Below are 26,002 nucleotides of genomic sequence, written 5' to 3'. Positions count from 1 at the left end.
TTATCTCCGGGTCGGGTCGAACGTGGCGGGCAGCGTGGCCCAGCAGGCGTCGTAAGAAGGTTGCAGTTGCGGGCATTCGAGGGCGAAGCGACTGGGGCGCAGTACCTGGCTGGTCTCGAACATGAAGGCCATGGTGTTGTCGATCTTCGCCGGTTTGAGTTCGGCGTTGATCGCTTTGGTGCAGGTTTCGCCATCCGGGCCGTGGGCGCTCATGCAACTGTGCAATGACGCGCCGCCCGGCACGAAGCCCTCGGCCTTGGCGTCGTATTCGCCCTGGATCAGGCCCATGAATTCGTTCATCAGGTTGCGGTGGAACCACGGCGGACGGAAGGTATTCTCGGCGACCATCCAGCGCGGCGGGAAAATCACGAAGTCGAGGTTGGCCAAGCCGTGCACGCTGGTTGGCGAGGTCAGCACGGTGAAGATCGATGGATCGGGATGATCGAAGCTGACCGTGCCGATCGTGTTGAAGCGGCGCAGATCATATTTGTACGGCACGTTGTTGCCGTGCCAGGCGACCACGTTGAGCGGCGAGTGATTGAGTTCCGTGCCCCACAACTGGCCAAGGAACTTCTGCACCAGCGTGGTCGGTTGCTGCAGGTTTTCGTAAGCGGCGACCGGGCTGAGAAAATCCCGCGGATTGGCCAGCCCATTGCTGCCGATCGGGCCCAGGTCCGGCAGGCGCAGCGGCGCGCCATGGTTTTCGGCGATATAGCCACGCGCCTGCGCGTCGAGTAGTTCAACGCGGAATTTCAGACCGCGCGGCAGGACGACGATCTCCAACGGTGCGACTTCCAGCACGCCCAATTCAGTGGCGATACGCAGACGGCCGAGTTGCGGCACCAGCAACCATTCACCATCAGCATTGAAGAACACGCGCTCCATCGAACGGTTGGCGAGGTAATTGTAAATGCTGATCCCGGCCGGTTTTTCCGCGCTGGCATTGGCGGCCATGCTCACCAGCCCGTCGATGAAATCGGTCGGTTCGGCCGGAATATCCAGCGGGTTCCAGCGCAGGCGATTGGGCGTCACCTCGCCCAGCGGGCCGCCGGCGATTTGCCGCTCGAGTTTGACGAAGGCCGGGTGATTGGCCGACGGCTGAATCCGGTACATCCAGGTCCGCCGCGCTTCACTGCGGGCCATGGTGAACGCGGTGCCGGAAAACAATTCGGTGTAGAGGCCGTACGGGGCTTTTTGCGGGGAGTTCTGGCCAACGGGCAGCGCGCCGGGCAATGCTTCAGAGCTGAATTCGTTGCCGAACCCGGACTGATACGCCAAGGCCTGAGCGGTTGAATCGGAGTTCATGGAGCCTCCTGAACAGGGAGTCGGCAGTGGCCCATCGCTCTGGCTCAGAGGTCTCGGCACGCCGGGGTTGTTATTATCGTAATCTGATTACGCATAACGTAATTTGCTCGCTATCCAGCGTCAAGCTATAAAGACGCCCATTCGAACCGGAACCGCCAGCCCCATGGAAAAAACCAGCGACAGCAACGGCAAACAGAAAGTCCGCTCCGCCGAGGTCGGCACTGACATCCTCAAGGCGCTGGCCGAGCTGTCGCCATCGACGTCATTGTCGCGCCTGGCCGAGCACGTGCAGATGCCGGCGAGCAAGGTGCATCGTTATCTGCAAGCGTTGATCGCTTCAGGTTTTGCCGAGCAGAACGCTGCGACCAACCATTACGGTCTGGGCCGGGAAGCGCTGCGCGTCGGCCTCGCCGCCCTCAACAGCATGGACGTGCTGAAAGTCGCCGCCTTGCCTTTGTCCGAGTTGCGCGACGAACTCAATGAAACCTGCTTTCTGGCGGTATGGGGCAACCAAGGTGCGACCGTGGTGCATATCGAACCGGCTGTGCGCGCGGTGACGGTGGTAACGCAATTGGGCTCGGTATTGCCGCTGCTCAGCTCCTCGACCGGGCTGGTGTTCAGCGCCTACCTGCCGCATCGGGAAACCGATGACTTGCGCGAAATGGAAGTCGCCGCCGCCGAGCATCCGCTCAAGGACGAGATGGCTTACACGAAACTGTGCGAACAAATCCGCGAGCGCGGTCTGCATCATGTGCACGGTTTGTTGATGCCGGGGGTGGATGCGCTGTCGGCACCGGTGTTCAACGCGGTCGGACAGATCGCCGCAGTGCTGACCATCGTTGGCCCGACCTCGCTGTTTCACGCCGACGAAAACGGCCCGGCGGCGCAGCGCTTGCTGGCGGCGACGCGGGCCGTTAGTTGGCGGATGGGGTATGAAGGTTAAATCCGCGGCAATGAACGCTCGAACATGATCAACGCACCGTAGTTTTACTCAGTCCAGACTCGGCGCTTTCCATGATCGTCGTGAAGACTCCGGTCAGCGTGTCCTTGAGGTCTTGCTGGCCGGTGTAATACGTGACCAGTTCCGCTACTGTTCGCGCGTCTTCGAACAGACTGAAAAACGACCGTTGCGCATGGGTAAGCTGTTTGACGGGTGCACCTGCCGCCGCTGCCTGGCCCAGGGTGAGCAGCCCGATCATAGCGTCTTGTACATGCCCCAGTGCGGCGGAATAATCACCCCGTCGGTGCGACTGTGAGCCATCGTAGATGCTCTTCATCAACTGCACAGCCACTATCACCGTACCGACCGGCGGCACCAGCACGCTTACGATGCTTGCGGCCTTTATCACGTTGTCGTAAACAAGACCGGCGATGACTTCGTTCAGGCTGATAGTGCGTTCATCAATATCACTCAACATACGCTGCACACGCTGATCATGAAAAGTGAACAGGTCAGGCAGCTTTGCGCGGTTCTGAGTGCCGGGAGCGCGCCTTTCATCAACCGTGGCAACAAGCCTGTCAAAATAATCACTGATTACTTTTTGATCAACGAGCAATATCCGATCGCTGTAATATTCTCTGAATGGCCCGTATCGAAAACGAATGGAGGGAATGAATTCTGCAATCGGGCGGAAGCTGACAAGGTCTGGCGCATCAGGCGTATAAAGGAGGTCAAAGAAGCCCGAAGACAGCTTCAGACGGAATATATAAACACCGCCGACTGTACGGTCCCAAGCCGCGGTCAACCCTAGCGAACCGATGTTGAATTTGTATAACCCTTCGTCACCTTCGGCAACATTATCCGTGATCCGCTGCCAGGCGCCGCTTTCTTTTAGTCCATCAATGACCCGCCGGACAGTCGTAAAAACCTCTGTGGACAATTTATTGTTAACAAAATCGGAAACAGCATTGCGGTCCATTTCACAACGAATTTTTCGGGCGTGCACAGCGCGCTTGAACGCGTAATCAGGGTGAGCCTTGTTCAGATATTGCGCTTCGAGCATCGCGCTATATCTGTCACCGGGACGAAAGGTTTTCGACAGCGAGGAAAGGTCGCGAATATCCAGTTTTTCAATCGCAGGGTGTCCATCCAGCAAATAATACTTTGGGCTGAATTTCGTTTCGTAGGCAGGATGCACCGCTTCAAATGACAGCCCTTCAACCAGAAGATCAGTAATGCTCTTACGAAACTCTTCCGTCTGGATGATTATCTGATCAGGGTTGACCGTAACGATGGTCCCTCGACTACGTAAAATGTCTTCTATCTGGATTTTTATCGAGTCATAAGTGAATTGCTCGAACGTCGGAAAACCATTCTCGCGCGCATTCACCGTGGAAAGTGCCTTGAGTTCGGTCGTCAACCGGGCAAAACGCCTGCGGCCGTCAATTCCCAGCGCACGGTAAGCGGGCGGTGCAATTGCCTTATGCAAGGCAATCTCGGCGCGATAAGCGACGTTGACATAGTCGAGCAGGGGCGCTTTGGGATTCAGATACAGATCGACCGGGCGTTGATCGATTTCGTATTTGTAATTCAATTGGGTGCGAGCACTGCCCAGCAATTTCCCCGCTTCGTACAGATAATCCGGTTCGATTAACAATGCTGCGTATTCACGATCCGCTGCGAGCGCCGACTCCAGCCAGCGTTTCGTCGCGTAAACGTCGGAAAATTTTCGAATCTTGAACTCACCGTCTGGCGCCTTGAAAAACAACAGGGTCGATGAGTATCCGTTGGCTGAAATAACCACGACATCCTTCAACGCTGGCCGCTGTAGACTGATTTTCAACCCTTGCAGAATGATTGAAGGATCATTGGCTATCGCCCGGAAAATGATGTTCGCATCGGCACCAGTCAACTCACCTGCGTATTGGGCTACAAAAACTGCAAACTCCATCTGGCTATACAGATAGTCCCGGTAAGCCTGTTGGTAACCGACCGATGGCGAGGATGCAAAACTCAAGGTAAATTCCAGACGCATGTCGCGATTAGCCAACCACTGCTCAAGTGCATCCGTCGTCAGCCGGCTGCCGGGGGGCGCGCCGACTATACGAATACTGGCTTTATGAGCGCTGTCATGCAAACCAAATACAATGAACTCGGTCAGCGTTCGGGTTTCCTCATGTTCAATGGTGCGACCGGCAATCTGCATAACATAAGAACTGTGGACACTGATTGCTTCCGGGTTCAGGCGTTCCCCAAGCGTTCTGTCTGCCCAATGGGAGAACGTGCGCAACACAAAGTCCTTGAACGAAAAACATGTATCAAAAATGCTCTCAAAGTCGACTTTGTATTGATCCTTGGTTTCTTCAAGCGCTGTATAGCGCTGTTGAACAGCACTGCTCGCGGCCTTTAGCCAAAGCGGCCACTCACTACGCTTCAATTCCGCCCATAGAAGATGGAAGCGGCTGTTGATACCGTAACGCAACACATGCATGCCTTGATTTTCCTGCAGCACGGAAGTCAAAGTATCTTGCAGTTGCTCACGGCCAATAAAAAACGCCGATACACTGTCGAGCTGGCCTTGCAGATGAACTTCAGCGCAATATGCATGAGGGCTTCGCGTGGCATTGAGGTACTTTATCTGACTGCTGCCCAAGGACAATCGAGCTTGCAATTTGCCGTGCAGATCAAGGTTCTTGTCAAAATATTCAAAACCGTTTTCCAGCGTATGCACAAGGTAACCGGTTGACTCGTTCACCAGTTTCATTTCTGCTTCCGGGTGCTCGATATTGTCCAGGACAAAACACGGCTGAAGCGAATCGAGATAATCCGGTGTTGGTTGCAGCTTGACCTCAAATACCCCTTGACCGGTTGCTGAATCAAGCAGATCAGCAAATCGTTCACCGAAATAAGCTTCGAAACGCTGTGCCATGAGCGACAGCGACAATTCCGCGCTCGTCAGCAAACCGTAAGCCTGAATAAACGCCTGCTTGTTGGATAGCGACGAATGTTTCGCACGAGTAGAACTCACCGCGCCAGCCCAGAATGTTTCAAGTTCCGTGCGCAGGTTATTTTCCAGGCCCGCGGACAACGTCGAGATCAGCTCCTGAATAACATGAACACTGAGGCCATCGACTTTGAATTGATCGCTGAAGGTATCGGGCAGAAAAAACACGCCATCACCGCCCGCGATCCAGGCAGGGATCACGTTATGATCGAGACAGTGAAGCGCGACTTCCCAAAGAGTGCCCGAGGGCCGGTTTGAACTGCCAGGCAGAGAAGCACCGGTATTGACGTAGACATTATCGATATCGATCTCTTTGCCCAAGCGTTGCGACTCAGTGACGAGCATGCTGCGCAGTATATCTTGCACCGTCGGTATGGCTTCGATAATTGCGAACAACTCACCCTTGGCACGATTGGCCTTTTCCCATTCCTCTGCCCACGTGACCTGCTCGCCGATTGTATGACGCATTAAACTTTTGAATAAAGTACTCACATCGTTTCCTTGCTTACTATCCAGGGCTGCGGGTGCAGCGTCTAACGATAGATACAAGGTAGATTTTCTTCTTGCCAATACGAAGCCTGAATAGATTACAGACCATGCCCAACAAAAAGAAATATTAACAATCTACCGCGCCAACAAACTCAACTTTAATCCAATATTCTCATTGCCTTCGCTTTCGCCACCGCTTGGGTGCGGCGTTCTACACCCAACTTTCCGTTTATTCGCCTCGCATGGGTTTTAACAGTATGCAAGGAAATAAACAGCTGTTCGGCAACTTCCTGATTGGAAAGCCCTTGTGCAATCATCATCAGTACTTCGCGCTCACGGCGACTAAGTCCCGGTAATGGATTGACCCCTTCGGATTTCGAGGTAGCAGTGGTAGCCGATCCACTGGCAGCCATCGCTCGGCGTAATTGCCATTCCCTCATCGCTTGATGCAGATGACACCGTTCAACAAGTCCCCGCGCCCGTTCAAAGGCTTGCTGCGCCATGGCGCAATCGCCGACGGACTCCGCCAATTGGGCGACAGCCAGCAGTAGCTCTGTTTCTGCCGCCAACATGCCCTGTGTCTGGGCCCGCTTCAACAAAGGTTCTAATGCTGTGAACCAGTTTTGATCCGGGTTCAGTTGCATACAGGCGCAAGCCAGCAGGTACTCGATACGGGTAATCAGCTCGAATGTCGCCGGAGGCGCCTGCAGCCCAGAAGGGCCGCGGTAATGCCGCAACAGCCGCCCTAATGCTTCATGCGCCAGTTGCGGTCGACCCTGCTGCAACCAGAACTGACTACTGACCTGCAGCACGACACCGCGGTAGACCGTATCGGGAATCTGCCGCTGCTGCATGACCCTTTCAGCCTCGCGCAAGCGTTCGAAAGCGCTGGCGTAATCGCCACGATTGCCTGCCAGTTGAGCCTGCCCCAAGTAGCCATACAACACCCGCTTGTCTTCACTGCGCAGGCAAGCGTCCAGGCCTTGACTGAACAGATCCGCAGCCTGGTCATCACGCCCCATACATAGCGCCAGCCGTCCTCGCCTTAGAGCAATCCTTCCGAGCAGCGGCGTGGGCGCCACTGTGCGCTGACGCAGCAAATGCTCGATATCCCCGAGCAGACTTTCAGCACGCCCAGGGGCGCCCCGCTGCTCCAGCCATTGTGCATGGTCAAGCTCAAGCAATCCTTCGAACAGCAAAGAACCCTGAGCGCGCGCCAGGCACAGAGCCTCGCGGTTGATGGCGTGGGCCTGATCGAACTCGCCACACAGCAACGCTTGTTGAGTCAGTCCCGACAGGCACAACAAGCGCGCTTGCCAGGCGCCGGGAGCCAGCGCCGCCAACGCCTCCTGGAAGCACGCACGGGCCGACTCCATCCGACCTTGCAAGTGGTAAAGCCAGCCTTGTTGCGCCTGCCAGCGCGCGAGCATCTGCTGCTCCAGTTGCGCTGAGGGTTGCGGCATGAAGCGGCACAACCGGGCCATGCATTGCGCGGCCTGTTCGAAGCGTCCGGCGAAGAGTAATGCGTCAGTGACCAGAGCGATCAGTTGCGGCGCCATCAGGGTCAGCTCCTGACTCCGTTGTTCATGCAACCGCAACAACAGCACAACCGTCTGGTCTTCGAACAAATCCTCAAAACCGAAGTGCTGCAACAAGCTTGCGGCGGTCTCGTATTCCTCCGCCAGCAGCGCATGTTCGAATGCCGCTCGCCAATCCTGCGCTGAGGTAAACCACTGACAGGCTCGCCGATGCCAGGAGCGCGCGCAGGGCCAATTCGACTCGCGCATGATTCGAGAAAAGGGCGCGGCAATCTGCAGCCAATCGGCGCAATCGTTCCACGGCTCGATAAAGCAACCCAGCACTTGCAGATCATGCAGAAGCTGCGCGCCCTCCCCGGCGCCAAACAAATGCTCGCACAGTTGCGCATTGAACCGCGGCACGTGCGCCAGCACACTCCACGCCTCGGCTTGCTCCGGCGTCAGACTGCTGAACAGCTCGTGCTGCAGGTAATCCAGCAACGTATCGACACGCTGCCTGGACTCAAGGTTTTGCGACCAGTCGCACTTTTGCAGCAGCGCCATGCGCACTCCGGCGCACCAGCCGCCGGTGCGCTGGACAATGCGAGCCGCGACAGTGTCGGCCTGATCTGGCGGCAAATGGCGCAACATCGACGCTACTTCATCGCGCGTCAACGCAAGGCTGACGCGCTCGCATTCAAACAGTTCGTCATCAAGCAAAAGGCGCGGCCAGTTGCATTGCGGTCGACGCCGCGTGCTGATCCACCAGCCAAGCGCCGGACTGCTGATCGTGAGCAAGCGATCCAATAAAGCATCCAGTGCCGGATCCGGCAGGCGACAGTAATCATCGATAAACAACGCCGCGGGCCTGGACCAACTTGCCAGCGCTGCGCACAGCCCTGACTCACCAAGGCCTTCGTCCAGTCCCAACGCATGGGCCAGGCGCAGGCAAAACTCTTCACGACTGAGCGCTGTTCCCGCCAGCGGCAGCCAGATCGCTTCGCTGCCCAAACGCACCTGGAGCAGGCACTCGGCGAACAACGCGGTCTTGCCACTGCCCGCAGGTGCGCAGACCAGTCTGACCCGCGCCGCCGACGCCAACAGTGGTTCGCTCAATCGGCTGCGAGACTGGTGATGGGAGGAAAGCCTGGGCAGAAATCCGGGTCGATCCAGGCACGCTGTCATGGCGGTCATCGGCTGAGCCTTTTTATCATTGTGCCGTCACCCTAGTCCTCTCCCCGGCACTTGTTGATAAACATTCAGCGCGCTGATTGACGGCCATAAAAAAGGCGACCGTGCGGTCGCCTTTTGTACTGCCCAGGTATCCAAACCGTTACCGTACGCCCTCGGCGCGCAAGGCCGATGGTGTGTAGTCGGCAGCCTTGGCTTCGAAGCCGAACTCGAAACTGTGCTTCTCTTCGTTCTTCATCCCCAGCGCGATGTAGCGGCCGGCAATGATGTCGTAGAGGGCTTCGAGCGTGTACGCCTGGGTCTGATGGTCGTAGTAATACTGCGAGTGACCCTCGGCAACGCGCCACAGTTGCCCGCGACCATCGTAGTGATCGGCCAGCGCGACCTGCCAGCTGTCTTCATCGATGTACATGTGGCGTTTGGCGTAGATGTGGCGTTCGTTCGGCTTGACCGTGCCGATCACTTCCCAGACCCGGTGCAATTCATAACGGGTGAGGTCCTGATTGATGTGGCCTGCCTTGACGATGTCGTCGTACTTGAGTTTTGGCGAGTCGAGTTTGTAGCTGTTGTACGGGATGTACATTTCCTTCTTGCCGACCAGTTTCCAGTCATAGCGATCCGGCGCGCCGGAGAACATGTCGAAGTTGTCCGAAGTACGCAGACCGTCGGCGGCGGTGCCCGGGCCGTCATACGCAACTTGCGGGGCGCGCCGTACGCGGCGTTGTCCGGCGTTGTAAATCCAGGCCAGACGCGGCTCCTTCACCTGATCGAGAGTTTCATGCACCAGCAGCACGTTACCGGCCAGACGTGCCGGCGCGGTGACCGACTGCTTGAAGAAGGTCAGCACGTTGGCGGCTTTTTCCGGATCGAGTTCCTTCATCAACTGCGGCACCGCCACCTCTTCTTCGAAGCGGATCGGCGTGTAGCTGCCGTTGGTCTGCGGCGTAACCTGGGTGATGATCCGCCGCAGGTTGCCGCCGTGATAGCGGGTGATGTGGTTCCACAGAACCTCGACACCGTTTTTCGGAATCGGGAAGGCGTAGTAGCGATTACCGGTGAAATTCGCCAGGCCGTTGCCGTCGTTGATCGAGGTCACGTTCAACGCGCTGCGCTTGGCCGATTCGTAGATCTCCGCCGGCGCGCCCACCGTGCGATGCGTCGGGTAGACCGGGATCTTGTAGGTTTCCGGGTAGCGCTTGAACATCGCTACCTGACCGTCGGACAGCTTGCTCTTGTACTGATCGACATTGGCCGCGGTGATGGTGAACAGCGGCTTTTCATTGGCGAACGGGTCAGCGAGGAAACCCTTGCTGTCCACCGCACCGGCATTCTTTGCAATACCGCCGGTCCAGGCCGGGATCGAACCATCGGCGTTGCCCGCCTTTTCGGCGCCGAGCGGGGTCAGGCTGGTGCCAAGTTTGTTCGCTTCATCCGGCGACACCGCCGCCATCACATTGGCCGCCAGCAGACTCAAGGCCAGCACGCCACATTGCAGAATCATTTTGCGCATTGCATTCATCCTTCTCGGGCAGATCAGAAGTTCACACCGAAGCTCAAAGCGACGAAGTCACGGTCCTCGAGCACGTTGTAGTCCCCACCGAAGAAGTCGGTGTAACTGAGGCTCGCGGTGTAGGTGTTGCGGTAGTCGGCATCGACGCCGACGCTGATCGCTTTCGCGCCTTCATTGAACAGGCCGTTGGGGCCATAACCGGCGACGTCATGCGACCACGACAGGTTGGGTTTGAAGTTGACTCCGCCGATCACGTTGGCGTAATCGAGAATGGCCCGGGCGCGATAGCCCCACGAGGTCGAGGTCACGAACCCGTCGGTGTCGCCACCGAAGCCGTATTGCCCGTACACCGAATCGCGGCCGTAACGCAGGTCGCTACGCGACTCCAGCCCACCGACGTGCACCACCGCCGCTTCGCCGACCACAGTCAGACGTTCGGCGCCCAGGACCTGATCGAAGAAGTGCGTCAGCGTGCTCTGCACCTGCGTGACTTCCTTGCGGCGATAGCCCTTGTTATCGGCGCCCGGCGAGGTCGCGAGTGGCGAAGCGGTGCCGCCGGCAATCGGGTTGACCAGCGCCAGAGTCAGGTCGTTGGTGTTGACCTGCACCGGGGCGTTGGGCCGGTAGCTGATCTCGCCAGTCCATGCGGTACCGGTAGGCAGCGTGGTGGAAAAACTTGCACCATAGAGCCGAATGTCTTCGGGATATTCGAGGTAATACTGGCCGCGTCCGAGCATCACGCTTTGCGCCAGCCCCGCACCGCTGCCGGGCGCCAGACGGTTGGCAATGCCGACCATGCCGGGCAATGCCGCCAGCGTCGACAGCCCCGCGGTGGTCGTACCGACGGTCGGCGTGCGGCTGTGGTAATTCATGAAGTAGAGGCCGTATTCGGTGTCTTCGCCGAGCCAGCGCAGCGCCGTGCCCCACTGCCCGGAATCGCGCGCATCACGATCGCCACCACGGGGAATGACCACACCCTCGCGGGTGACCTGAATGCCCTGGCCGAACGCGGTGGTCAGCGGCACCAGTGGCGCCACCGCCGGGCTGCCGACGGTGTAGCCGTTGTTACAGCCATCTGCCGCGACGTCGACACCGAAGAAGGTGCCGCAGTTGTCGAGAACGGTCTGGTCCCACTCCAGTTGATAAAAGCCTTCAACCGAGAGTTTGTCGGTCAGGCTCTGCGAGCCAAACAGCATGTTGACTGGAATCAGACCTTCCTTGATCTCCGCACCGGGGCGGCGAAACGCCGAGACGTCGATCGGGTTGATGCTGTTGATCGAATTGCCGATGAAAGTACTTTCACCCCAGCTCACGACTTGCTTGCCTGCGCGCACGGTGCCCGGCAGATTGGCGATGGCGTAGTTGTGATAAACGAAAGCGTCGAGAATCTGCGCGCCCGAGGACTTGGCGCCTTCCTTGCGGCCGCTGTCGCTGATCTGTTTGAACTCGCGGTCCTCATCCTTGAGTTCGAAGTCGTACCAGTACTTTCCGCGCACGAACACGCCGGTATCGCCGTACTTGAGCTCGAGGTCGTGAATGCCTTTGAAGATCTTCGAGAAGGTCTCGCCTTTCTTGAAGTTCAAGCGTCCGTCATCACCGGTCGAGGATTGCCCTGTACCGCCGTTTACCGTACCGACCAGCGAGTCGTCGGCATTGCGCAGACCCCAGCTCGCGCCGATCGACAGGGACGAGTCGAAGGTGCCTTCGATTTCGCCGATGTTGAATGCAACCGCTTGCGCCTGGGCGCAGCAACCCAAAGCCACCGCGGCAGCCAGCGCCTGCGGTGTGAAGATGGCGCGCATTGTTGTTTTTGTCATGCGTCTTCCCCGGTGAGTGACAGAAGGCCCCACCCTACTGCCGCGCAACCGCGTCGATAAGCGCACCAAGGAGGTATTCGCGTTGTCGCTCGAAAGGATGAATGCCCTCACGCCGCGGGGCGTTGCGCCGTTCATGGACCGGCTGGATGAATGATCATCAGCGCTACGCATGGTGCCGTTCAGCGCACGACACTGTTACATGCTCCGCAACAGTGCATGTCCGGAATCGGTATTTTTCCTACAGACCCAACGCCGTATTCTGAGTGCGCTTTCACGGGATCTCCGCAAAGCATGAAGCCTCGGCCTTTGAGCAGTTCGGGCCATGGCAGACAGATTTCAGATCAATCGAAGGTTTCGTTTGATCAACCCGCTGTTCACTGACGTTGATTTGTAGCTCCTTGATCCAACGTCTTGCCTTGGCCGCTGCGTTTGCAGCGGCCTTTTTTATGCCTGTAAGAAAAAGACGTTGCACTGAAAGACGATGCCCAACGCATTGTCAGAAATTTCCATATCTCAAATGGAAAATAACCGGCGACCCCAATTCGCGATCAACTTTCATACTTATCAAATCGCAATTGACTACAACCTAATCAGAATCAAGCCAACCCGCATTGCTGTAACTTAAGCCAAGCAAATAACTGTGTGCGCCAAGGACTAACGCGCCCATAACATTGATTACCTTATTCAAAAAGGATGTGAATATGGCGAAACCTCCAACATGGGAATGGACAGTAGATGAAGGCATTCATATAAGGGGCGTCGCTCCTGACAATGTACCTGTCCTGATCCCGTCCGGTTCAAGCAGAATTCCCTCCGGCAGCGGTATGTTCGGACCAAACCAGAACATTCTGATGACCGGCCAGGCCATACAGTCAAATATCCAGGTTCTGGAAAACGAATATAAAATCCGCACGAATCAATTACCGCAAACCATCGAACAGGAATTGACAACCCTTCGGCGGGAGGGAGTCAATCATTATTTGCCGCCGACTCAAGCGGTAATTCGCGAACTTGAAGTGCGCGACAGACTCATAGCGCGCAAGACTGCGGAACTTCAGCAAAAAACAGTCCTGGCCAATCAGTTTTTCGGCAGCGACCCAGCCAATAAGACACTGCTGCAGTTTTACCAGAGAGCCTCGCTGATCGAGCCGCTCGTCAAGCCCTATGGCGTAGCCATGCACGCCTGGACCGAGTCCTATCGAGCGGCTCATGAGGTCAGGCTGTTGTCTCAGGCCATCGACATTCTCAGTGTGCAGAAAACCAACTACTACACCTGGCTTGCCGCCTCCCAGGCCAACGATCGGGAGCTGGCCAGACAGACCGCCGAACGTACCCGGATCGCCGCCGAGCAACATCGCCAACAAGCCCTTGCCGAAAAGGCCCGACGCGAGCGAGAGGAGGCGCGAGTTCGTGAGCAGCAACGCCTCGCTGCCTTGGTCGAAAAACACCGTCAGGAAGCTGAACACGCGCGCCTTGCTGCAGAAAAGGCAGGAATCGAAGCTGAAGCTCGAGAGCGGGAAAGAGCCCGGATCGAGGCGCTTAAGGTGACGCTGGCTGAGGCCGAGGCTCAAGAAAAAGAACGCCTGGCGGCACTGGAAAACGCGTTGACTCAAGCGCAAGCAGCGGCAGAGGCCGCCGAACAGGACCGGCTTCAAGCTGAGCGGCAGCAACGGGGCGAGGAGCCACATCCTTCTGAGTTTCAGCGGGTTTACCCGGCGTCGGGAGCCGTGGCATCTGCCAGTCCTGCCTTTTCCTTCGCATCGACGGCTATCGTTCTGGCGCCCTCTACCTCCTCAGCGATACTGGCCGCACTGCGAGCGGCGCTGCCGACGCTGACAGCGGCTGGCGCCGGGCTGATTACCCCGGCACTGATCGGCTTCGCAGCAATGTTGGCGCCGTCCCGCCTGGGCAACGGCGAACGCTTTTCCGTGAGCGTTCCCTTGGCCGAGCTTTCAGCGCAATCCCCACAGACGTTGCGAGAGCTGGCAGACCGCCGAGGCATGTTGAACCTGCCCGTCGGTTTGGGCGTAAGGCCGCTGGGTGAAGTGGCGGAAGTATTTGTCGCCACGACCGACGATTTCCACATTCGCTCGGACGTGCCGGTTTTACAGGCAACGTATGACCTGCTCAATGACGTTTATGAAACCGCGCTGCCAGATTCGCCTACGGATTTCCTGACCTGGACACCGGCCATTTCACCGGGAAAAACCTCAACCGAATCGCCTGCGGTGAACATCGAACCACCCGACTATTCCGGCGCAACCATCGTTGCGGTCGCAGGCCGACTGGATCTGAATCCGGTGCTGGTTGAAGGCTGGGATCGATTCATCATCGTGTTTCCCGCTGACTCGGGGATTGCGCCGCTTTATGTGGTGATTAGCAGTCCTTATGCAGGAGGGTATGTCAAAGGCAAATACAGTGGCCGGACTTACAACCCGGAGCAGGCGGGTGGGCCAATATTGGATTTGGATTGGCGCACGGCGGTCATCACTCAAGCAGGAATCATCGCGGTGAAATTACACGTAGCGAGACTCAATCAATCAGATGCCAACGACATCATGATCCAACGATTAGAGAAAATTTTTAAGAACGATTTGAATCTCACGGACACTGATCTGCGCTACTACACTCATGAGTTAAGAGAGCTGGAACGATACCGAAATTTTGGTTATAGCGATAATACATCCCCCGGCAATGAATCTCCGATATGGAACAACGCACACACCGCCACCCTCGAGGATTACAAACTTGGAAGCGAATTGTCTCTGCTTTACAACGAACAGGCAATCAATGCCATGGACGCTCAAGATCAACGAGAACATGAAATAGAAATGAGGAATTTTACCCAATGAATACCGTCGAGGAAATTATAAAAAACGAACCTATGGCAGATGTCATTTCATTCCTCGCACTATCATTTCATCCCATGCGCATCGATCGAATGTACTCACGACATTGCAACAATATCCCCCATAGTGTATTCGTGGACACTTATAACTCACTATTCACTAACGGAGTACTATGCAATGATGAAAATGGTAACACTATCAAAGGCCCAAATTGGACAACGCCGGCATTCCTGACAGAAAACGGTACGCGCAAAATAGAGTGAACCACTCAACTATCATTTTAACAATCGAGTGCTCCGAATGCTTAAGCAGATAGGTTTAATAATGCTAGAAGATGGCAATTAAGATCCGCACCGCAAACTTCTTAGAGAATACGTTGCGCTTGAACAAGGCGGGTTAGCCAATGGCAGCGGTCCGATTGCCGTGAAAGGACCTAACTGGAGAGCGCCAAAGTTTATGATCGATAATAAATATACTAAGCCGTAATTAAGGTCGCCGAGCTCAAGCATGCAGGCCTTCGCTTGCATGCTCTCCACTGCTTATGAAGGGCTCAGCGATCATTGGAGAAAGTGATAGTGACTTCCAACACTCATTACCGCAGCGGATCAGGCGGAACGTCATTATCAGACATTGCTGAAGGAGATGTGACAATGAGCACCTTCGAGATGATTGTCAAAAACGAAACTCTTGACGATATCGTCACTGTGTTTGCTCTGATACAAGCAACACCACATCTGGATATGATGATAAGAATTTACAATCGCGAACTCCTCGAAGAGTATGGTGCGCTTGAAGATGCCTATGCGCGACTCATCAACGCCGGCTTGCTGGCTAATGGTAAACATGGGCTCGCAGTGAAAGGGCCAAACTGGAAGCCACCGGCGTACATGACAGAAAGAAGATACATCTGAAGTCAGGCACTGCACGTTTTTCCAACCGACAGGGAGCCTAAGGATGCATGTCGGCTTTGGCGGAAGGTCGCTCAGTGCCGTTATTATTTCTTCGGAAGCCAGCGATCAAGGCCACCAAGCGCAAGCTTGGCGGCCTTATTACCTATTCCATCCGCGATTCATCCTCCGTCTTACAGAGAATACTTCTGCAAATTCGCCATCATCTCTTTCAACGCTTCAATATTGTCCTGCGGATGCGCCGCCCCTTCGAAATCGCAGATCTGCTGCCAGTGCGCTGCCACATCTTCCGGTGAAAACCCTACCCGCGGATCAAACCCGGCACCGAGGCTGCGCTCCCAGCGCACCTTGCCCATCCAGCCGCCACCGACCTCGAACAACCCGGAGGTTTCCTGGCATTGCTCGCTGGCCAGATACACCACCAACGGGCTGACCAGCTCTGGTTTGAGTTGCTCGAAGACTTGCGGCGGGATCAGGCCTTCGGTCATGCGCGTGCCGCCCGTCGGGGCAATGGCGTTGACGAGGATGTTGTTCTTGCGCCCTTCAATGGCCAGCGTGCGGGTCAAACCGTAAAGACCGAGTTTGGCCATTCCGTAGTTGGACTGCCCAAAGTTGCCGTAAATCCCGGACGTCGAGGCGGTGAAGATTACGCGGCCGTAGTTTTGCTCGCGCAAGTGTGGCCACGCAGCGCGGGTAACTTTGTAGGCGCCTTCGACGTGAACGCGGTAAACCAGGTCCCAGTCGGCGTCGTCCATCTTGTGGAAGGTCTTGTCGCGCAGGATACCGGCGTTGTTGACCACCACATCGACGCGGCCAAAGGCATCGAGGGCGTTCTGCACCAGTTTGTCGCCATCGGTGACCGAGTCGTGGTTGGCCTCAGCGATGCCGCCAGCCGCGCGGATCTCGGCGACGACACGATCGGCCGCGGAGGCATTGGCGCCTTCGCCCTGAGTCGAGCCGCCCAGATCGTTGACCAGCACCTTCGCGCCCTGCCTGGCGAACAGCAATGCGTGGGCGCGTCCCAGGCCACCACCGGCCCCGGTGACGATTACGACTTTATCTTCGAAACGCACAGACTCATTCATCGCGGCAACTCCAACAGGCCAATGGAACATTGACCGGGAGTGTCAGGCACAGCGCTTTGGGTCACAACGAACACGACTGCGGCTGAATGGTGCGCGATAAGGCTGGGGGATGATGAAAAAGCCTTGGGCCAGCGAGAGGCTGCATGCCTCCCGGCCCGATCAGGAATACGCGACCTTGCGCGGCGGCAGTACCAGACGCTCGCGGAATTCCAGGTAATGCTTGAGCACCTGCACCGGCGCTTCGGTCTGCGGGTAATGACCAATCCCCGGCAACAGCACGGTGTCGGCATTCGGAATCAGTTCGCGGTAACGCGCGACCATGTGCGCTCCGGAAATCGGATCGAACTCACCATCGATCACTCGTAACGGAATCTCGTCGCGTTGCATCGCACTGACCCAGCGATCACGCTGCACCCGTCGCTCGGGAATGTAGTTGATCAGTTTGTGCATGATCCGTGGCCCGTGATTGCTCTCGACCAGGCTCCAGAAATCATCCAGTTCACTTTCGCTCGGGCCGGTGTGCGGGCCGAAAATATGTCGAAAGCTCTTTACCAGCGCATCACGGCTGAACGCACGGCCGATGATCCAGCCCAGCGGGCTGAGCAGCAATTTCTGCATCAGCACCGGACGATGGGTTTCGGGGAACAAGCCGCCATTGAGAAACACGCAACTGGCGACTTCGATGCGCCCTTCGTAATGCCGCGCCAGCAATTCCTGGGCAACGCTGTCGCCGTAGTCATGGGCAAAAATGTGCAGCGGTTGTTCAGCCTGCACATGCGCGAGCAACGCCTGCTGCAGATCGGCCTGTTCCAGCAGGCTGTAGGTGTGCTTGAGCGGTTTGGCCGAATCGCCGAAACCGAGCATGTCGCAGGCGATCACACGATAGCGCTGGGCCAATGGCTGCCAGAGGTAATGCCAGTCCCAACTGGCGGTCGGGAAACCGTGGATCAGCAACAACGGCTCACCCTGCCCCGCTGTCCAGTAGCGAATCGGCTGACCGCGAAAAACAAAGGTCCGGCTGCGCTTGCGCCAGATACACAGAGGAATCTCGGCGAGTGGCATCAGAGTTTATATCCGGGGTCTTGTTGATCGAGTTTACGCAGCAACGCCGGCCAGGCCAGCGCGCCGCCCATGCCTTGGGCGCTTTTGGTAACGCCGGCGATCATCGCTTTGGCGCCCGCCAGAATCTGCGGCTCGATGGCGATCAGTTCAGCGCCGCCGGTTTGCGCCATCACCTGAATATCGCAGGCACGCTGGAAGGTGAACATCATCAGAAAGGTATCGGCAATGGTGCCGCCGCAGGTCAGCAGGCCGTGGTTGTGCAACATGAGGAAATTGCTGTCACCGAGATCGGCCTGCAAGCGCGCCTTCTCTTCGTGATTCAGCGCCACGCCTTCGTAGGCGTGATAAGCCAGGCTCGACAGCACGAACAGCGATTGCTGGCTGATCGGTAACACGCCCTGCTTTTGCGCCGACACCGCGACACCGGAAGCGGTGTGGGTGTGCAGCACACACACCACATCGTGGCGCACTTCATGCACTGCGCTGTGGATGGTGTAACCGGCCGGATTGATTTCGTAGGGGCTGGCCATGAGTTTGTTGCCGGCCTGGTCGACTTTCACCAGGCTCGAGGCAGTAATCTCATGGAACATCAGTCCGAACGGGTTGATCAGGAAGTCTTCGGTGCCGGGGACTTTGGCGGAGATGTGCGTGAAGATCAGGTCGTCCCAGCCATGCAGTGCGACCAGCCGATAGCAGGCGGCAAGGTCGACACGGGTCTGCCATTCGGCGACGCTGACCTGGCTTTTGACATCAAGGGACGATGGGACGGGGGCTACGCTCACTGTATGCACCTCTGCGTTCTTGTTGTTCTGCACGTATGCGCAGTCTAGTCAGACGCAGGTGATCGCGTAGTTGCATTGGCAGCCAGCTTGATGACTGATCGAGTCAGCCATGCAAGCTGCCAGGATCCGCTCAGCCCTTGAGCGCTTCGATGAACTGCGCCAGCCACGGCTCGGCATCGGTTTCCGGGGTGACGCTTTCGCTCGCGTCGAGGCGCAACATTTCTTGCACCTCGTTTACGCCCAGCTCAGCAAACAACTCACGCATCTGTTCCCCGCCGCCGCAGAACGTATCGCCGTAACTGGAGTCGCCCAAGGCGATCACCGCGCCCGGCAAACCGCGCCAGGCGGCCGGCAACTGGTCACGAATGCTCGAATACAGCGGTTGCAGGTTGTCGGGCAGCTCACCCATGCCGGTGGTCGAGGTCACGGCAAGAAATGCTTGCGGGCCGAATGTCTCAATGTCAGCAAGCGTGGCGCGCGAGTTATAGAAGGTTTCAAAACCGGCGGCTTTCAACAGGTTCTGGGCGTGACGGGCGACTTCTTCGGCGGTGCCGTAGACCGAACCGGAGAGGATGGCGACTTTCATCAATCTGATCCTGAAAACTGAAAATGAGGTCGGCGATAGTAACAGTCCGTCGCGCAAGGCTGCGATTGAATCTCAACTGGCGTTAATGGCCAGTAGACAGCCGCCAAGGTTCTTCTAGAATGCCAAACGCCAACTAATTATAGGAATTCAGGGATGATCAATGCCAGTCTGCTGCAAATGGTGATCAACGCTTCCAACGATGGAATCGTCGTAGCGGAAAAGGAAGGCGAGCAGGACAACATTCTCATTTACGTCAATCCGGCGTTCGAACGTCTGACCGGCTATACCAGCGAAGAAATTCTCTATCAGGACTGCCGCTTTCTCCAGGCCGGTGACCGTGACCAGGAGAGTCTGAGTCTGATTCGTGACGTTCTGCGGGACGGTGGATCGTGTCGGGAGATCCTGCGTAACTATCGCAAGGACGGCACGCCATTCTGGAACGAACTGTCGCTATCGACAGTGAAGAATGCCGACGATGGCCAAACCTACTTCGTCGGTGTGCAGAAAGACGTGACCGTTCAGATCAAGGCTCAGCAACGCGTGGCGCAACTGGAAGCCCAGGTTGCCGCCTTGCAGGCGGAACTGAATGCTTTGAAAGCGACCAACGGTTAAAACAAAACCGCGAACCGATGGTCATTAACTACAATCAACAATGACTTTGTAATTATATCTTTCGAGTTAGCCATGCAGCGCGACGCCCTTCTCACTCAGGATGAGCTGGATTTCATCCAGAAGATGCAGCACAACCCGAAACTGAACGTGCGGGATGCGACGTCGAGTCTGCTGGTTAACGGCGGTTCGCAGATCCGCGATCTGCTCACGCGGCTGGCCGCCCACGAGCAAGTGACCATCCAGGCCAACTTCGAAAACCAGCAAATGACCTTCCCGTTGCATTTGGTCGAAGACGAATTCCACGCGCTGCATCTGCGCCTCGGCGTCCCGAGCATCTACGAAGACGGCCCATCGGTAAGGCCATGGCGACTGGTGTTGGAAGAGCCGGTAGCGCTGGAAAACGCCAAAGGACAGCCGGGGACGTTGTGGGTACATGAGGTGTCGCACAAGGGTGTGTTGCTGGAAGTGCGCAACAAGACCAAGCCACCCAAGCATTTCGCGTTGTGGTTCAGCCCTTCCGGATACGAGCGGATTTCACTGCGCGGGCATTTCGAACGAGAAACCGAAAACGGTTTTTATGCCTACGAACTGAGTCAGACCGACAGCGACGAAACCGAACGTCTGCGCCAGTTCATTCTGCAGCAACATCGCCTGACCCACCCTGCTCTGCATAACTGATCAGGTATCCAGATTTCCCGCTAGAAATTGCATCATGCGTTGACGCATGTTCGTGCCTTCATTACCCAGACAGGCAACCGAAGATCCGGCCAGACTGTCCTCCGCCAGATCCGCTGCATCCCCGGCCAGCATCAATTGGCAATCAAGACCCAACGCAAGGCGATTCAGACGCCGCGGCAAATCGGTGGTGGGCGCATGGTTGGAAAACAGCACCAGCGCATCGGGTCTGACCTTTTCGCAGACCAGCGTCAGTTCATCGAACGGCTGGCCGGTGGTCAACACCCGAACCCCGGAATTGTTGCCGCTGAGAAACAGCGCCGCCACCAGCAGTTCCAGCTCACGGCATTGCCCGGCCAGCGCGCTGACGATCACCCGTCGCGGTTGCGCGCCGCGCAGCATGACAATCCGTTGCAGCACCCGCGCGCGCAGGAATCCGTCGTAGAACAGCCACTCGCTGGTTTGCCCGAACGCGTCCTGACGTTGCAGCATGTGCCGCCACAACGGCATCAGGATGTCCTGGAACGCCACCGCCAAGGCATAAGAAGAGAAGATCTGCCCATAGACCCGATCCAGTTGCTGATCATCGAATGCACTGACTGCCTGCTGGATCTGTTCCTGCCATTGCCGGTAATCAGCCTGAACCAGATCGTCAGGAATGATATGCGCCAGGGCTTTCAGCGGTTCGGTCTTGGCGAGAATCTTGCCGACCTTGCTGACCGCGACGCCGCGATCGATCCAGTCGACGATGCTGCGTACACGCTCGATTTCGCTCATCGAGTAGAGCCGATGCCCGCTTTCGGTGCGTGTCGGCTGGATCAAGCCATAGCGCCGTTCCCAGGCGCGCAAGGTTACCGGGTTCACGCCAGTGAGCCGGGCGACTTCACGAATGGGGAACAGCTCGGCGCGTTGCAGCGCCTCTGATACCTGCGAAGCAGGGTTTGCGTCCGTGATCACAGGCATAGAACACTTAACTTCCATGTCAGAAATTTGGATCCCATTCTAACGCTTATCCGCCGATAGCGTTCAAGTAGGCAAATGCGACGAATGTCGCTGGTTTAATCGGGAAAAACCGGAATAATCCTTGCTTGATGAAAAGCGCAGCCCTCTACCCCGGCGCTGCGTCAGGCGAACCTCCTACCCGGAGCGACGCGATTGAAATATGGAGATACAAAATGTCTACTTCCCCCGTCACGCTGATGGTAGCCCGTCGCGTCGCCGACGGCCGCTACCAGGACCTCATGACCTGGTTGCGCGAAGGCGAACAACTGGCCACGGACTTTTCCGGTTATCTGGGTTCCGGTGTGCTCGCTCCGCCGCCCGGCGATAACGAATTCCAGATCATCTTCCGCTTTGTCGATGAGCAAACCCTGCACGCCTGGGAACATTCGGCATCGCGCACCGCGTGGCTGAGCCGTGGCAGCGACCTGTTCGCCCACCCCAAGGAACATAGGGTCAGCGGTATCGAAGGCTGGTTCGGCGCTGCCGGACAACGTCCGCCGCGCTGGAAGCAGGCCGTGGCGATCTGGCTGGCGTTTTTTCCCGTGTCGCTGATTTTCAACTTTTTGCTTGGCCCATTGCTGGGCGAAATGAGCTTGCTGCCACGCGTGCTGATCAGCACCGCGTGCCTGACGCCATTGATGGTGTACCTGTTCATTCCGCTGTCGACGCGTTTGCTGGCGAACTGGTTGAACAGCACGCCGGCGCGGCGGTTACCGGCGACACCCTCTACGCAACATCACTGATTCTTTTGTGAGAGCGAGCCTGCTCGCTCACAGGTCTTGGTCTTTGCGGTAATAGGTGTGCGGCTGCGCTCGCTGTTATAGTTTTTGCTTTCCCAGCGTTGCGAGCCGTTCATGCCTGATTCCGCCGCCCCGATTCTCATCACTGGCGCCGCACAACGTGTCGGTCTGCATTGCGCGCAGCGTTTGCTTGAAGACGGTCATCGGGTCATCTTCACTTACCGCACCGAACGCCCCGGCGTACAGACCTTGCGCGATCTGGGCGCCATCGGCCTGTTTGCAGATTTCGCCACTGAGGCCGGGATTCTGACGTTCATCAGCGAACTGAAAAACCACACCGACAGCCTGCGCGCAATCGTGCACAACGCCTCCGAATGGCTCGCCGAAACGCCAGGCAACGAGACCGAAGCTTTCACACGCATGATCAATCTGCACATGCTCGCGCCGTATCTGATCAATCTGCACTGCGCCGATCTGCTGCAACGCTCGACGCCCGCCGACATCGTCCACATCAGCGATGATGTCACTCGCAAGGGCAGCAGCAAGCACATTGGCTACTGCGCGAGCAAAGCCGGGCTCGACAGCCTGACCCTGTCTTTCGCGGCGCGCTATGCGCCGGCCATCAAGGTCAACGGCATCGCCCCGGCCCTGCTATTGTTCAATCCCGACGACAACGCGGCGTACCGCGCCAAGGCGCTGGCCAAATCGGCGCTGGGCATCGAGCCCGGCAGCGAAGTGATCTACCAGAGCCTGCGCTATCTGCTCGACAACCCCTATGTCACCGGTACGACCCTGACCGTCAACGGCGGACGGCACCTTAAATAAGCCGAATCGCGAGGATTTCCATGACCCGCTCACTGCCTGAGAATTACCGTGAAATCCTCCTCGGCCTCGGTGAAAACCCCGATCGCGAAGGCTTGCTCGACACCCCGGTGCGCGCGGCCAAGGCCATGCAATACCTGTGTCATGGTTACGCGCAAAGCGTCGAGGAAATCGTCAATGGCGCGCTGTTTGCGTCCGACACCGACGAAATGATCATCGTCGCCGACATCGAGTTGTATTCGTTGTGCGAACATCACCTGCTGCCCTTCATTGGCAAGGCCCATGTGGCTTATATTCCGACGGGCAAGGTGCTGGGTTTGTCGAAGGTCGCGCGATTGGTGGACATGTTCGCCCGGCGCCTGCAGATTCAGGAAAACCTCACCCGGCAAATCGCCGATGCGGTGCAACAGGTCACCGGTGCCGCTGGCGTTGCCGTGGTCATCGAGGCCAGACACATGTGCATGATGATGCGCGGTGTCGAGAAACAGAATTCGACGATGAACACCTCGGTCATGCTCGGCGCGTTCCGCGATTCGAACACCACCCGCCAGGAGTTTCTGCAATTGATTGGACGGAGCAAGTAAATGCCACAACTTCAACCGGGAATGGCGCGCATCCGGGTCAAGGATCTGCGCTTGCGCACCTTTATCGGGATCAACGAGGACGAAATCCTCAACAAGCAGGATGTGCTGATCAACCTGACCATCCTGTATGCCGCGCAGGAAGCGGTGCGTGACAACGACATCGATCACGCGCTGAATTACCGCACCATCACCAAGGCGATCATCGCCCATGTCGAAGGCAACCGCTTTGCCCTGCTCGAACGCCTGACCCAGGAGTTGCTCGATCTGGTGATGACCAACGAATCGGTGCTGTACGCCGAAGTCGAAGTCGACAAACCGCATGCGCTGCGATTTGCCGAATCGGTATCGATAACGCTCGCAGCAAGCCGCTGAGCTTCAAGCTCCAAGCTTCAAGCGGTAAGCTAAAGGCCAACCCCGACCCAATCTTGCAGCTTCAAGCTTGCCGCTCAAAGCTGTCTCGCAGAGACCCCCATGACTGATCAACAACGCCTCGAACTCGAAGCCGCCGCTTTTCGTCGGCTGGTCGCCCATCTGGACAGCCGCAAGGATGTGCAGAACATCGATCTGATGAACCTCGCCGGATTCTGCCGCAATTGCCTCTCGAAGTGGTACAAGGCCGAAGCCGACGAGCGCCAGATCGAGGTCAGCCTCGACGATGCCCGCGAAGTGGTTTACGGCATGCCGTACGCCGAGTGGAAAGCCCAATATCAGCAAGAAGCCAGCGCCGAGCAGCAAGCCGCGTTCGCCAAAGGAAAGACCGATGACTGATCTGAACACCCTGCGCGCCAGCCTCGACAGCGGCGAACATGCCTTCGCTGACACACTGGCGTTCATTGCCGCCGCTTACGACTATCAGCCGCAGGCATTCAACAACGGTGGCGTGGAAAACGCCGCCGGGCAGAACGAAGGTTCCTGCAAGACTCTGGGCCTGGCGTTGCTGGAAGGCCTGAGCGATGACGAAGCGCTGCTGGCGTTTGGCGAGCACTACCGCTCGGTGCTGGCGACGCCTGAGGGCAGCGATCACGGCAATATCCGTGCGCTGATCAAGCACGGCCTGGCCGGCGTCAAATTCACCGCCCAGCCACTGACTCGCCGCTGATTCCCGCCGCAACGCCTTCCCTGTAGGAGTGAGCCTGCTCGCGATAGCGGTGTATCAGTCGACTCCTGTATTGACTGGTACACCGCTATTGCGAGCAGGCTCACTCCTGCAATGAATTGCGGTGGAGCAGGAATAACGGGCATAAAAAACCGGCCAATCTGGCCGGTTTTTTTGTGCCTGCGATCTTAGAACGTAGCGTTCTGCAGACCGTCCAGGTAACGCTCGGTGTCCAGTGCCGCCATGCAGCCGGCGCCGGCCGAGGTAATGGCCTGACGGTAAACGTGGTCTGCCACGTCGCCGGCGGCGAAGATACCTTCGACGCTGGTCGCGGTTGCGTTGCCTTCACGGCCGCCCTGCACGACCAGATAACCGTCTTTCAACGTCAACTGACCTTCGAACAGCGAAGTGTTCGGCGTGTGGCCGATCGCGATGAACACGCCGTCGACTTTGATCTCGTCAAAGCTGCCGTCGTTGTTGCGCAGACGCGCACCGGTCACGCCCATATTGTCGCCCAGCACTTCGTCGAGGTTGGCGTTGAGCTTGAGGATGATCTTGCCTTCGGCCACACGGGCGTTGAGCTTGTCGATCAGGATCTTCTCGGCGCGGAAGGTTTCGCGGCGGTGGATCAGGGTCACGGTGCTGGCGATGTTGGCCAGGTACAGCGCTTCCTCAACGGCAGTGTTGCCGCCGCCGACCACGGCGACCGGCTTGTTGCGGTAGAAGAAACCGTCGCAGGTCGCGCAGGCCGACACGCCTTTGCCCATGAACGCTTCTTCCGAAGGCAGGCCCAGGTAGCGAGCGCTGGCGCCGGTGGCGATGATCAGCGCGTCGCAGGTGTAGACGGCGCTGTCGCCGGTCAGGGTGTACGGCTTGGCAGCGAAGTCGACGGCGTTGATGTGATCGAAAACGATCTCGGTTTCAAAGCGCTCGGCGTGCTCACGCATGCGCTCCATCAGCACCGGGCCAGTCAGACCATGGACGTCGCCCGGCCAGTTGTCGACTTCGGTGGTGGTGGTCAGTTGACCGCCGGCCTGCATGCCGGTGATCAGCAGTGGCTTGAGGTTGGCACGGGCCGCGTAGACCGCAGCGCTGTAACCGGCAGGGCCGGAACCGAGAATAATCACTCGCGAATGACGGACTTCAGACATGACCTGCTCCTGTTGACCGGGCCGAAACACTGGCGCGGATCGCCGGACTGCCGGCGGGAATAAAAAAGGACCGTGGACACCTTGGGGAAGGCTTGAACTCGACAGTCCTGTAAAAAGTTGGGTGAAGCGTATCGAGGGGGGCAAGATTAAGGAAATACGGTTTAACAATCCAGCTCATAGGTGGTCTCTATGCCGAAGCGCTGATGTGATGGACGTCTTTGTTACAGTGAATGTCGATCGCCTTACCGCGCTTTCCCGGTCACGGCAAAGCCGGT

Annotated in this window: 23 protein-coding genes; 12 read left to right on the top strand and 11 right to left on the bottom strand. The window is 57.5% G+C overall.

Annotated elements, in window-relative coordinates; all coding sequences use genetic code 11:
• Positions 1-1,305, bottom strand: a complete 1,305-nt coding sequence (hmgA, locus tag BLU52_RS03030) for a homogentisate 1,2-dioxygenase (RefSeq protein ID WP_090281826.1) — start codon at positions 1,303-1,305, stop codon at positions 1-3.
• Between the two features lie 163 nt (positions 1,306-1,468).
• Between hmgA and BLU52_RS03025 the strand changes: the two genes are divergently transcribed.
• Positions 1,469-2,248: an IclR family transcriptional regulator gene (locus tag BLU52_RS03025; RefSeq protein ID WP_090281825.1), complete on the top strand. Its 780-nt coding sequence runs from the start codon at positions 1,469-1,471 to the stop codon at positions 2,246-2,248.
• A 28-nt stretch (positions 2,249-2,276) separates the two neighbouring features.
• Here BLU52_RS03025 and BLU52_RS03020 read toward each other — a convergent pair whose 3' ends face one another.
• Both BLU52_RS03020 and BLU52_RS03015 read right to left on the bottom strand, forming a co-directional pair.
• Entirely contained in the window at positions 2,277-5,741 is a 3,465-nt protein-coding gene (locus BLU52_RS03020; RefSeq protein WP_090281824.1) for a dermonecrotic toxin domain-containing protein, read from the bottom strand.
• Between the two features lie 155 nt (positions 5,742-5,896).
• Positions 5,897-7,819 (bottom strand): helix-turn-helix transcriptional regulator, encoded by a 1,923-nt coding sequence (locus tag BLU52_RS03015; protein ID WP_231988007.1) that lies wholly within the window; start codon positions 7,817-7,819, stop codon positions 5,897-5,899.
• On the opposite strand from BLU52_RS03015, the gene BLU52_RS26915 reads away from it, so the two are divergent.
• Positions 7,805-8,065 carry a hypothetical protein gene (locus tag BLU52_RS26915; RefSeq protein WP_231988006.1) on the top strand — a complete coding sequence of 87 codons (261 nt, stop codon included), beginning with the start codon at positions 7,805-7,807 and terminating at the stop codon, positions 8,063-8,065. The genes BLU52_RS03015 and BLU52_RS26915 overlap by 15 nt on opposite strands.
• A gap of 523 nt (positions 8,066-8,588) precedes the next feature.
• On the opposite strand, the gene BLU52_RS03010 is transcribed toward BLU52_RS26915, so the two are convergent.
• Together BLU52_RS03010 and BLU52_RS03005 are read right to left on the bottom strand one after the other, a co-directional pair.
• Positions 8,589-9,956 carry a DUF1329 domain-containing protein gene (locus BLU52_RS03010; protein ID WP_090281822.1) on the bottom strand — a complete coding sequence of 456 codons (1,368 nt, stop codon included), beginning with the start codon at positions 9,954-9,956 and terminating at the stop codon, positions 8,589-8,591.
• A 23-nt stretch (positions 9,957-9,979) separates the two neighbouring features.
• Positions 9,980-11,773: a DUF1302 domain-containing protein gene (locus tag BLU52_RS03005; RefSeq protein ID WP_090281821.1), complete on the bottom strand. Its 1,794-nt coding sequence runs from the start codon at positions 11,771-11,773 to the stop codon at positions 9,980-9,982.
• 671 nt (positions 11,774-12,444) lie between these two features.
• Between BLU52_RS03005 and BLU52_RS03000 the strand changes: the two genes are divergently transcribed.
• Positions 12,445-14,625, top strand: coding sequence for an S-type pyocin domain-containing protein (locus tag BLU52_RS03000; protein ID WP_231988005.1), 2,181 nt, complete (start codon positions 12,445-12,447; stop codon positions 14,623-14,625).
• 647 nt (positions 14,626-15,272) lie between these two features.
• A complete protein-coding gene (locus BLU52_RS02985; protein WP_090281818.1) occupies positions 15,273-15,533 on the top strand; it encodes a hypothetical protein in 261 nt (86 codons plus the stop codon).
• A gap of 170 nt (positions 15,534-15,703) precedes the next feature.
• Here BLU52_RS02985 and BLU52_RS02980 read toward each other — a convergent pair whose 3' ends face one another.
• The 4 genes from BLU52_RS02980 to BLU52_RS02965 all read right to left on the bottom strand — a co-directional run bounded on the left by BLU52_RS02980 (position 15,704) and on the right by BLU52_RS02965 (position 19,045).
• On the bottom strand, positions 15,704-16,615 hold the full coding sequence (locus BLU52_RS02980) for an SDR family oxidoreductase (protein ID WP_090281817.1): 912 nt from the start codon (positions 16,613-16,615) through the stop codon (positions 15,704-15,706).
• 159 nt (positions 16,616-16,774) lie between these two features.
• On the bottom strand, positions 16,775-17,677 hold the full coding sequence (locus BLU52_RS02975) for an alpha/beta fold hydrolase (RefSeq protein ID WP_090281816.1): 903 nt from the start codon (positions 17,675-17,677) through the stop codon (positions 16,775-16,777).
• Positions 17,677-18,459 (bottom strand): class II aldolase/adducin family protein, encoded by a 783-nt coding sequence (locus tag BLU52_RS02970; RefSeq protein WP_090288425.1) that lies wholly within the window; start codon positions 18,457-18,459, stop codon positions 17,677-17,679. The genes BLU52_RS02975 and BLU52_RS02970 overlap by 1 nt, the downstream gene beginning before the upstream one ends.
• Before the next feature lie 130 nt (positions 18,460-18,589).
• On the bottom strand, positions 18,590-19,045 hold the full coding sequence (locus BLU52_RS02965) for a flavodoxin (RefSeq protein WP_090281815.1): 456 nt from the start codon (positions 19,043-19,045) through the stop codon (positions 18,590-18,592).
• A gap of 153 nt (positions 19,046-19,198) precedes the next feature.
• Here BLU52_RS02965 and BLU52_RS02960 point away from each other — a divergent pair, with 153 nt between their 5' ends.
• A complete protein-coding gene (locus tag BLU52_RS02960; protein WP_090281814.1) occupies positions 19,199-19,657 on the top strand; it encodes a PAS domain-containing protein in 459 nt (152 codons plus the stop codon).
• A gap of 72 nt (positions 19,658-19,729) precedes the next feature.
• Complete coding sequence (locus tag BLU52_RS02955; protein ID WP_090281813.1) at positions 19,730-20,335, top strand: hypothetical protein; 606 nt, start codon at positions 19,730-19,732, stop codon at positions 20,333-20,335.
• Here BLU52_RS02955 and BLU52_RS02950 read toward each other — a convergent pair whose 3' ends face one another.
• Complete coding sequence (locus BLU52_RS02950) at positions 20,336-21,295, bottom strand: MerR family transcriptional regulator (protein ID WP_090281812.1); 960 nt, start codon at positions 21,293-21,295, stop codon at positions 20,336-20,338.
• 212 nt (positions 21,296-21,507) lie between these two features.
• Here BLU52_RS02950 and BLU52_RS02945 point away from each other — a divergent pair, with 212 nt between their 5' ends.
• The 6 genes from BLU52_RS02945 to BLU52_RS02920 all read left to right on the top strand — a co-directional run bounded on the left by BLU52_RS02945 (position 21,508) and on the right by BLU52_RS02920 (position 24,579).
• The gene (locus BLU52_RS02945) at positions 21,508-22,077 is read left to right on the top strand and encodes an antibiotic biosynthesis monooxygenase (protein WP_090281811.1); all 570 of its coding nucleotides are present in this window, start codon (positions 21,508-21,510) and stop codon (positions 22,075-22,077) included.
• 111 nt (positions 22,078-22,188) lie between these two features.
• On the top strand, positions 22,189-22,899 hold the full coding sequence (folM, locus tag BLU52_RS02940; protein WP_090281810.1) for a dihydromonapterin reductase: 711 nt from the start codon (positions 22,189-22,191) through the stop codon (positions 22,897-22,899).
• A 20-nt stretch (positions 22,900-22,919) separates the two neighbouring features.
• Entirely contained in the window at positions 22,920-23,480 is a 561-nt protein-coding gene (gene folE / locus BLU52_RS02935) for a GTP cyclohydrolase I FolE (protein WP_090281809.1), read from the top strand.
• Complete coding sequence (gene folX / locus BLU52_RS02930) at positions 23,481-23,852, top strand: dihydroneopterin triphosphate 2'-epimerase (RefSeq protein ID WP_090281808.1); 372 nt, start codon at positions 23,481-23,483, stop codon at positions 23,850-23,852.
• Between the two features lie 99 nt (positions 23,853-23,951).
• A complete protein-coding gene (locus tag BLU52_RS02925; protein WP_090281807.1) occupies positions 23,952-24,248 on the top strand; it encodes a DUF1244 domain-containing protein in 297 nt (98 codons plus the stop codon).
• Positions 24,241-24,579, top strand: coding sequence for a HopJ type III effector protein (locus BLU52_RS02920; protein WP_090281806.1), 339 nt, complete (start codon positions 24,241-24,243; stop codon positions 24,577-24,579). Before BLU52_RS02925 ends, BLU52_RS02920 begins: the two co-directional genes overlap by 8 nt.
• Positions 24,580-24,764: 185 nt before the next feature.
• Here BLU52_RS02920 and trxB read toward each other — a convergent pair whose 3' ends face one another.
• Positions 24,765-25,727, bottom strand: coding sequence for a thioredoxin-disulfide reductase (gene trxB, locus BLU52_RS02915; protein ID WP_016771656.1), 963 nt, complete (start codon positions 25,725-25,727; stop codon positions 24,765-24,767).
• Positions 25,728-26,002: the final 275 nt, after the last annotated feature.

Source organism: Pseudomonas granadensis (genome assembly GCF_900105485.1).
GTDB classification, from domain to species: Bacteria; Pseudomonadota; Gammaproteobacteria; order Pseudomonadales; family Pseudomonadaceae; genus Aquipseudomonas; species Aquipseudomonas granadensis.
Note: the sequence above shows the minus strand (reverse complement) of the source record. Positions and strands in the feature narration are given on the sequence as shown.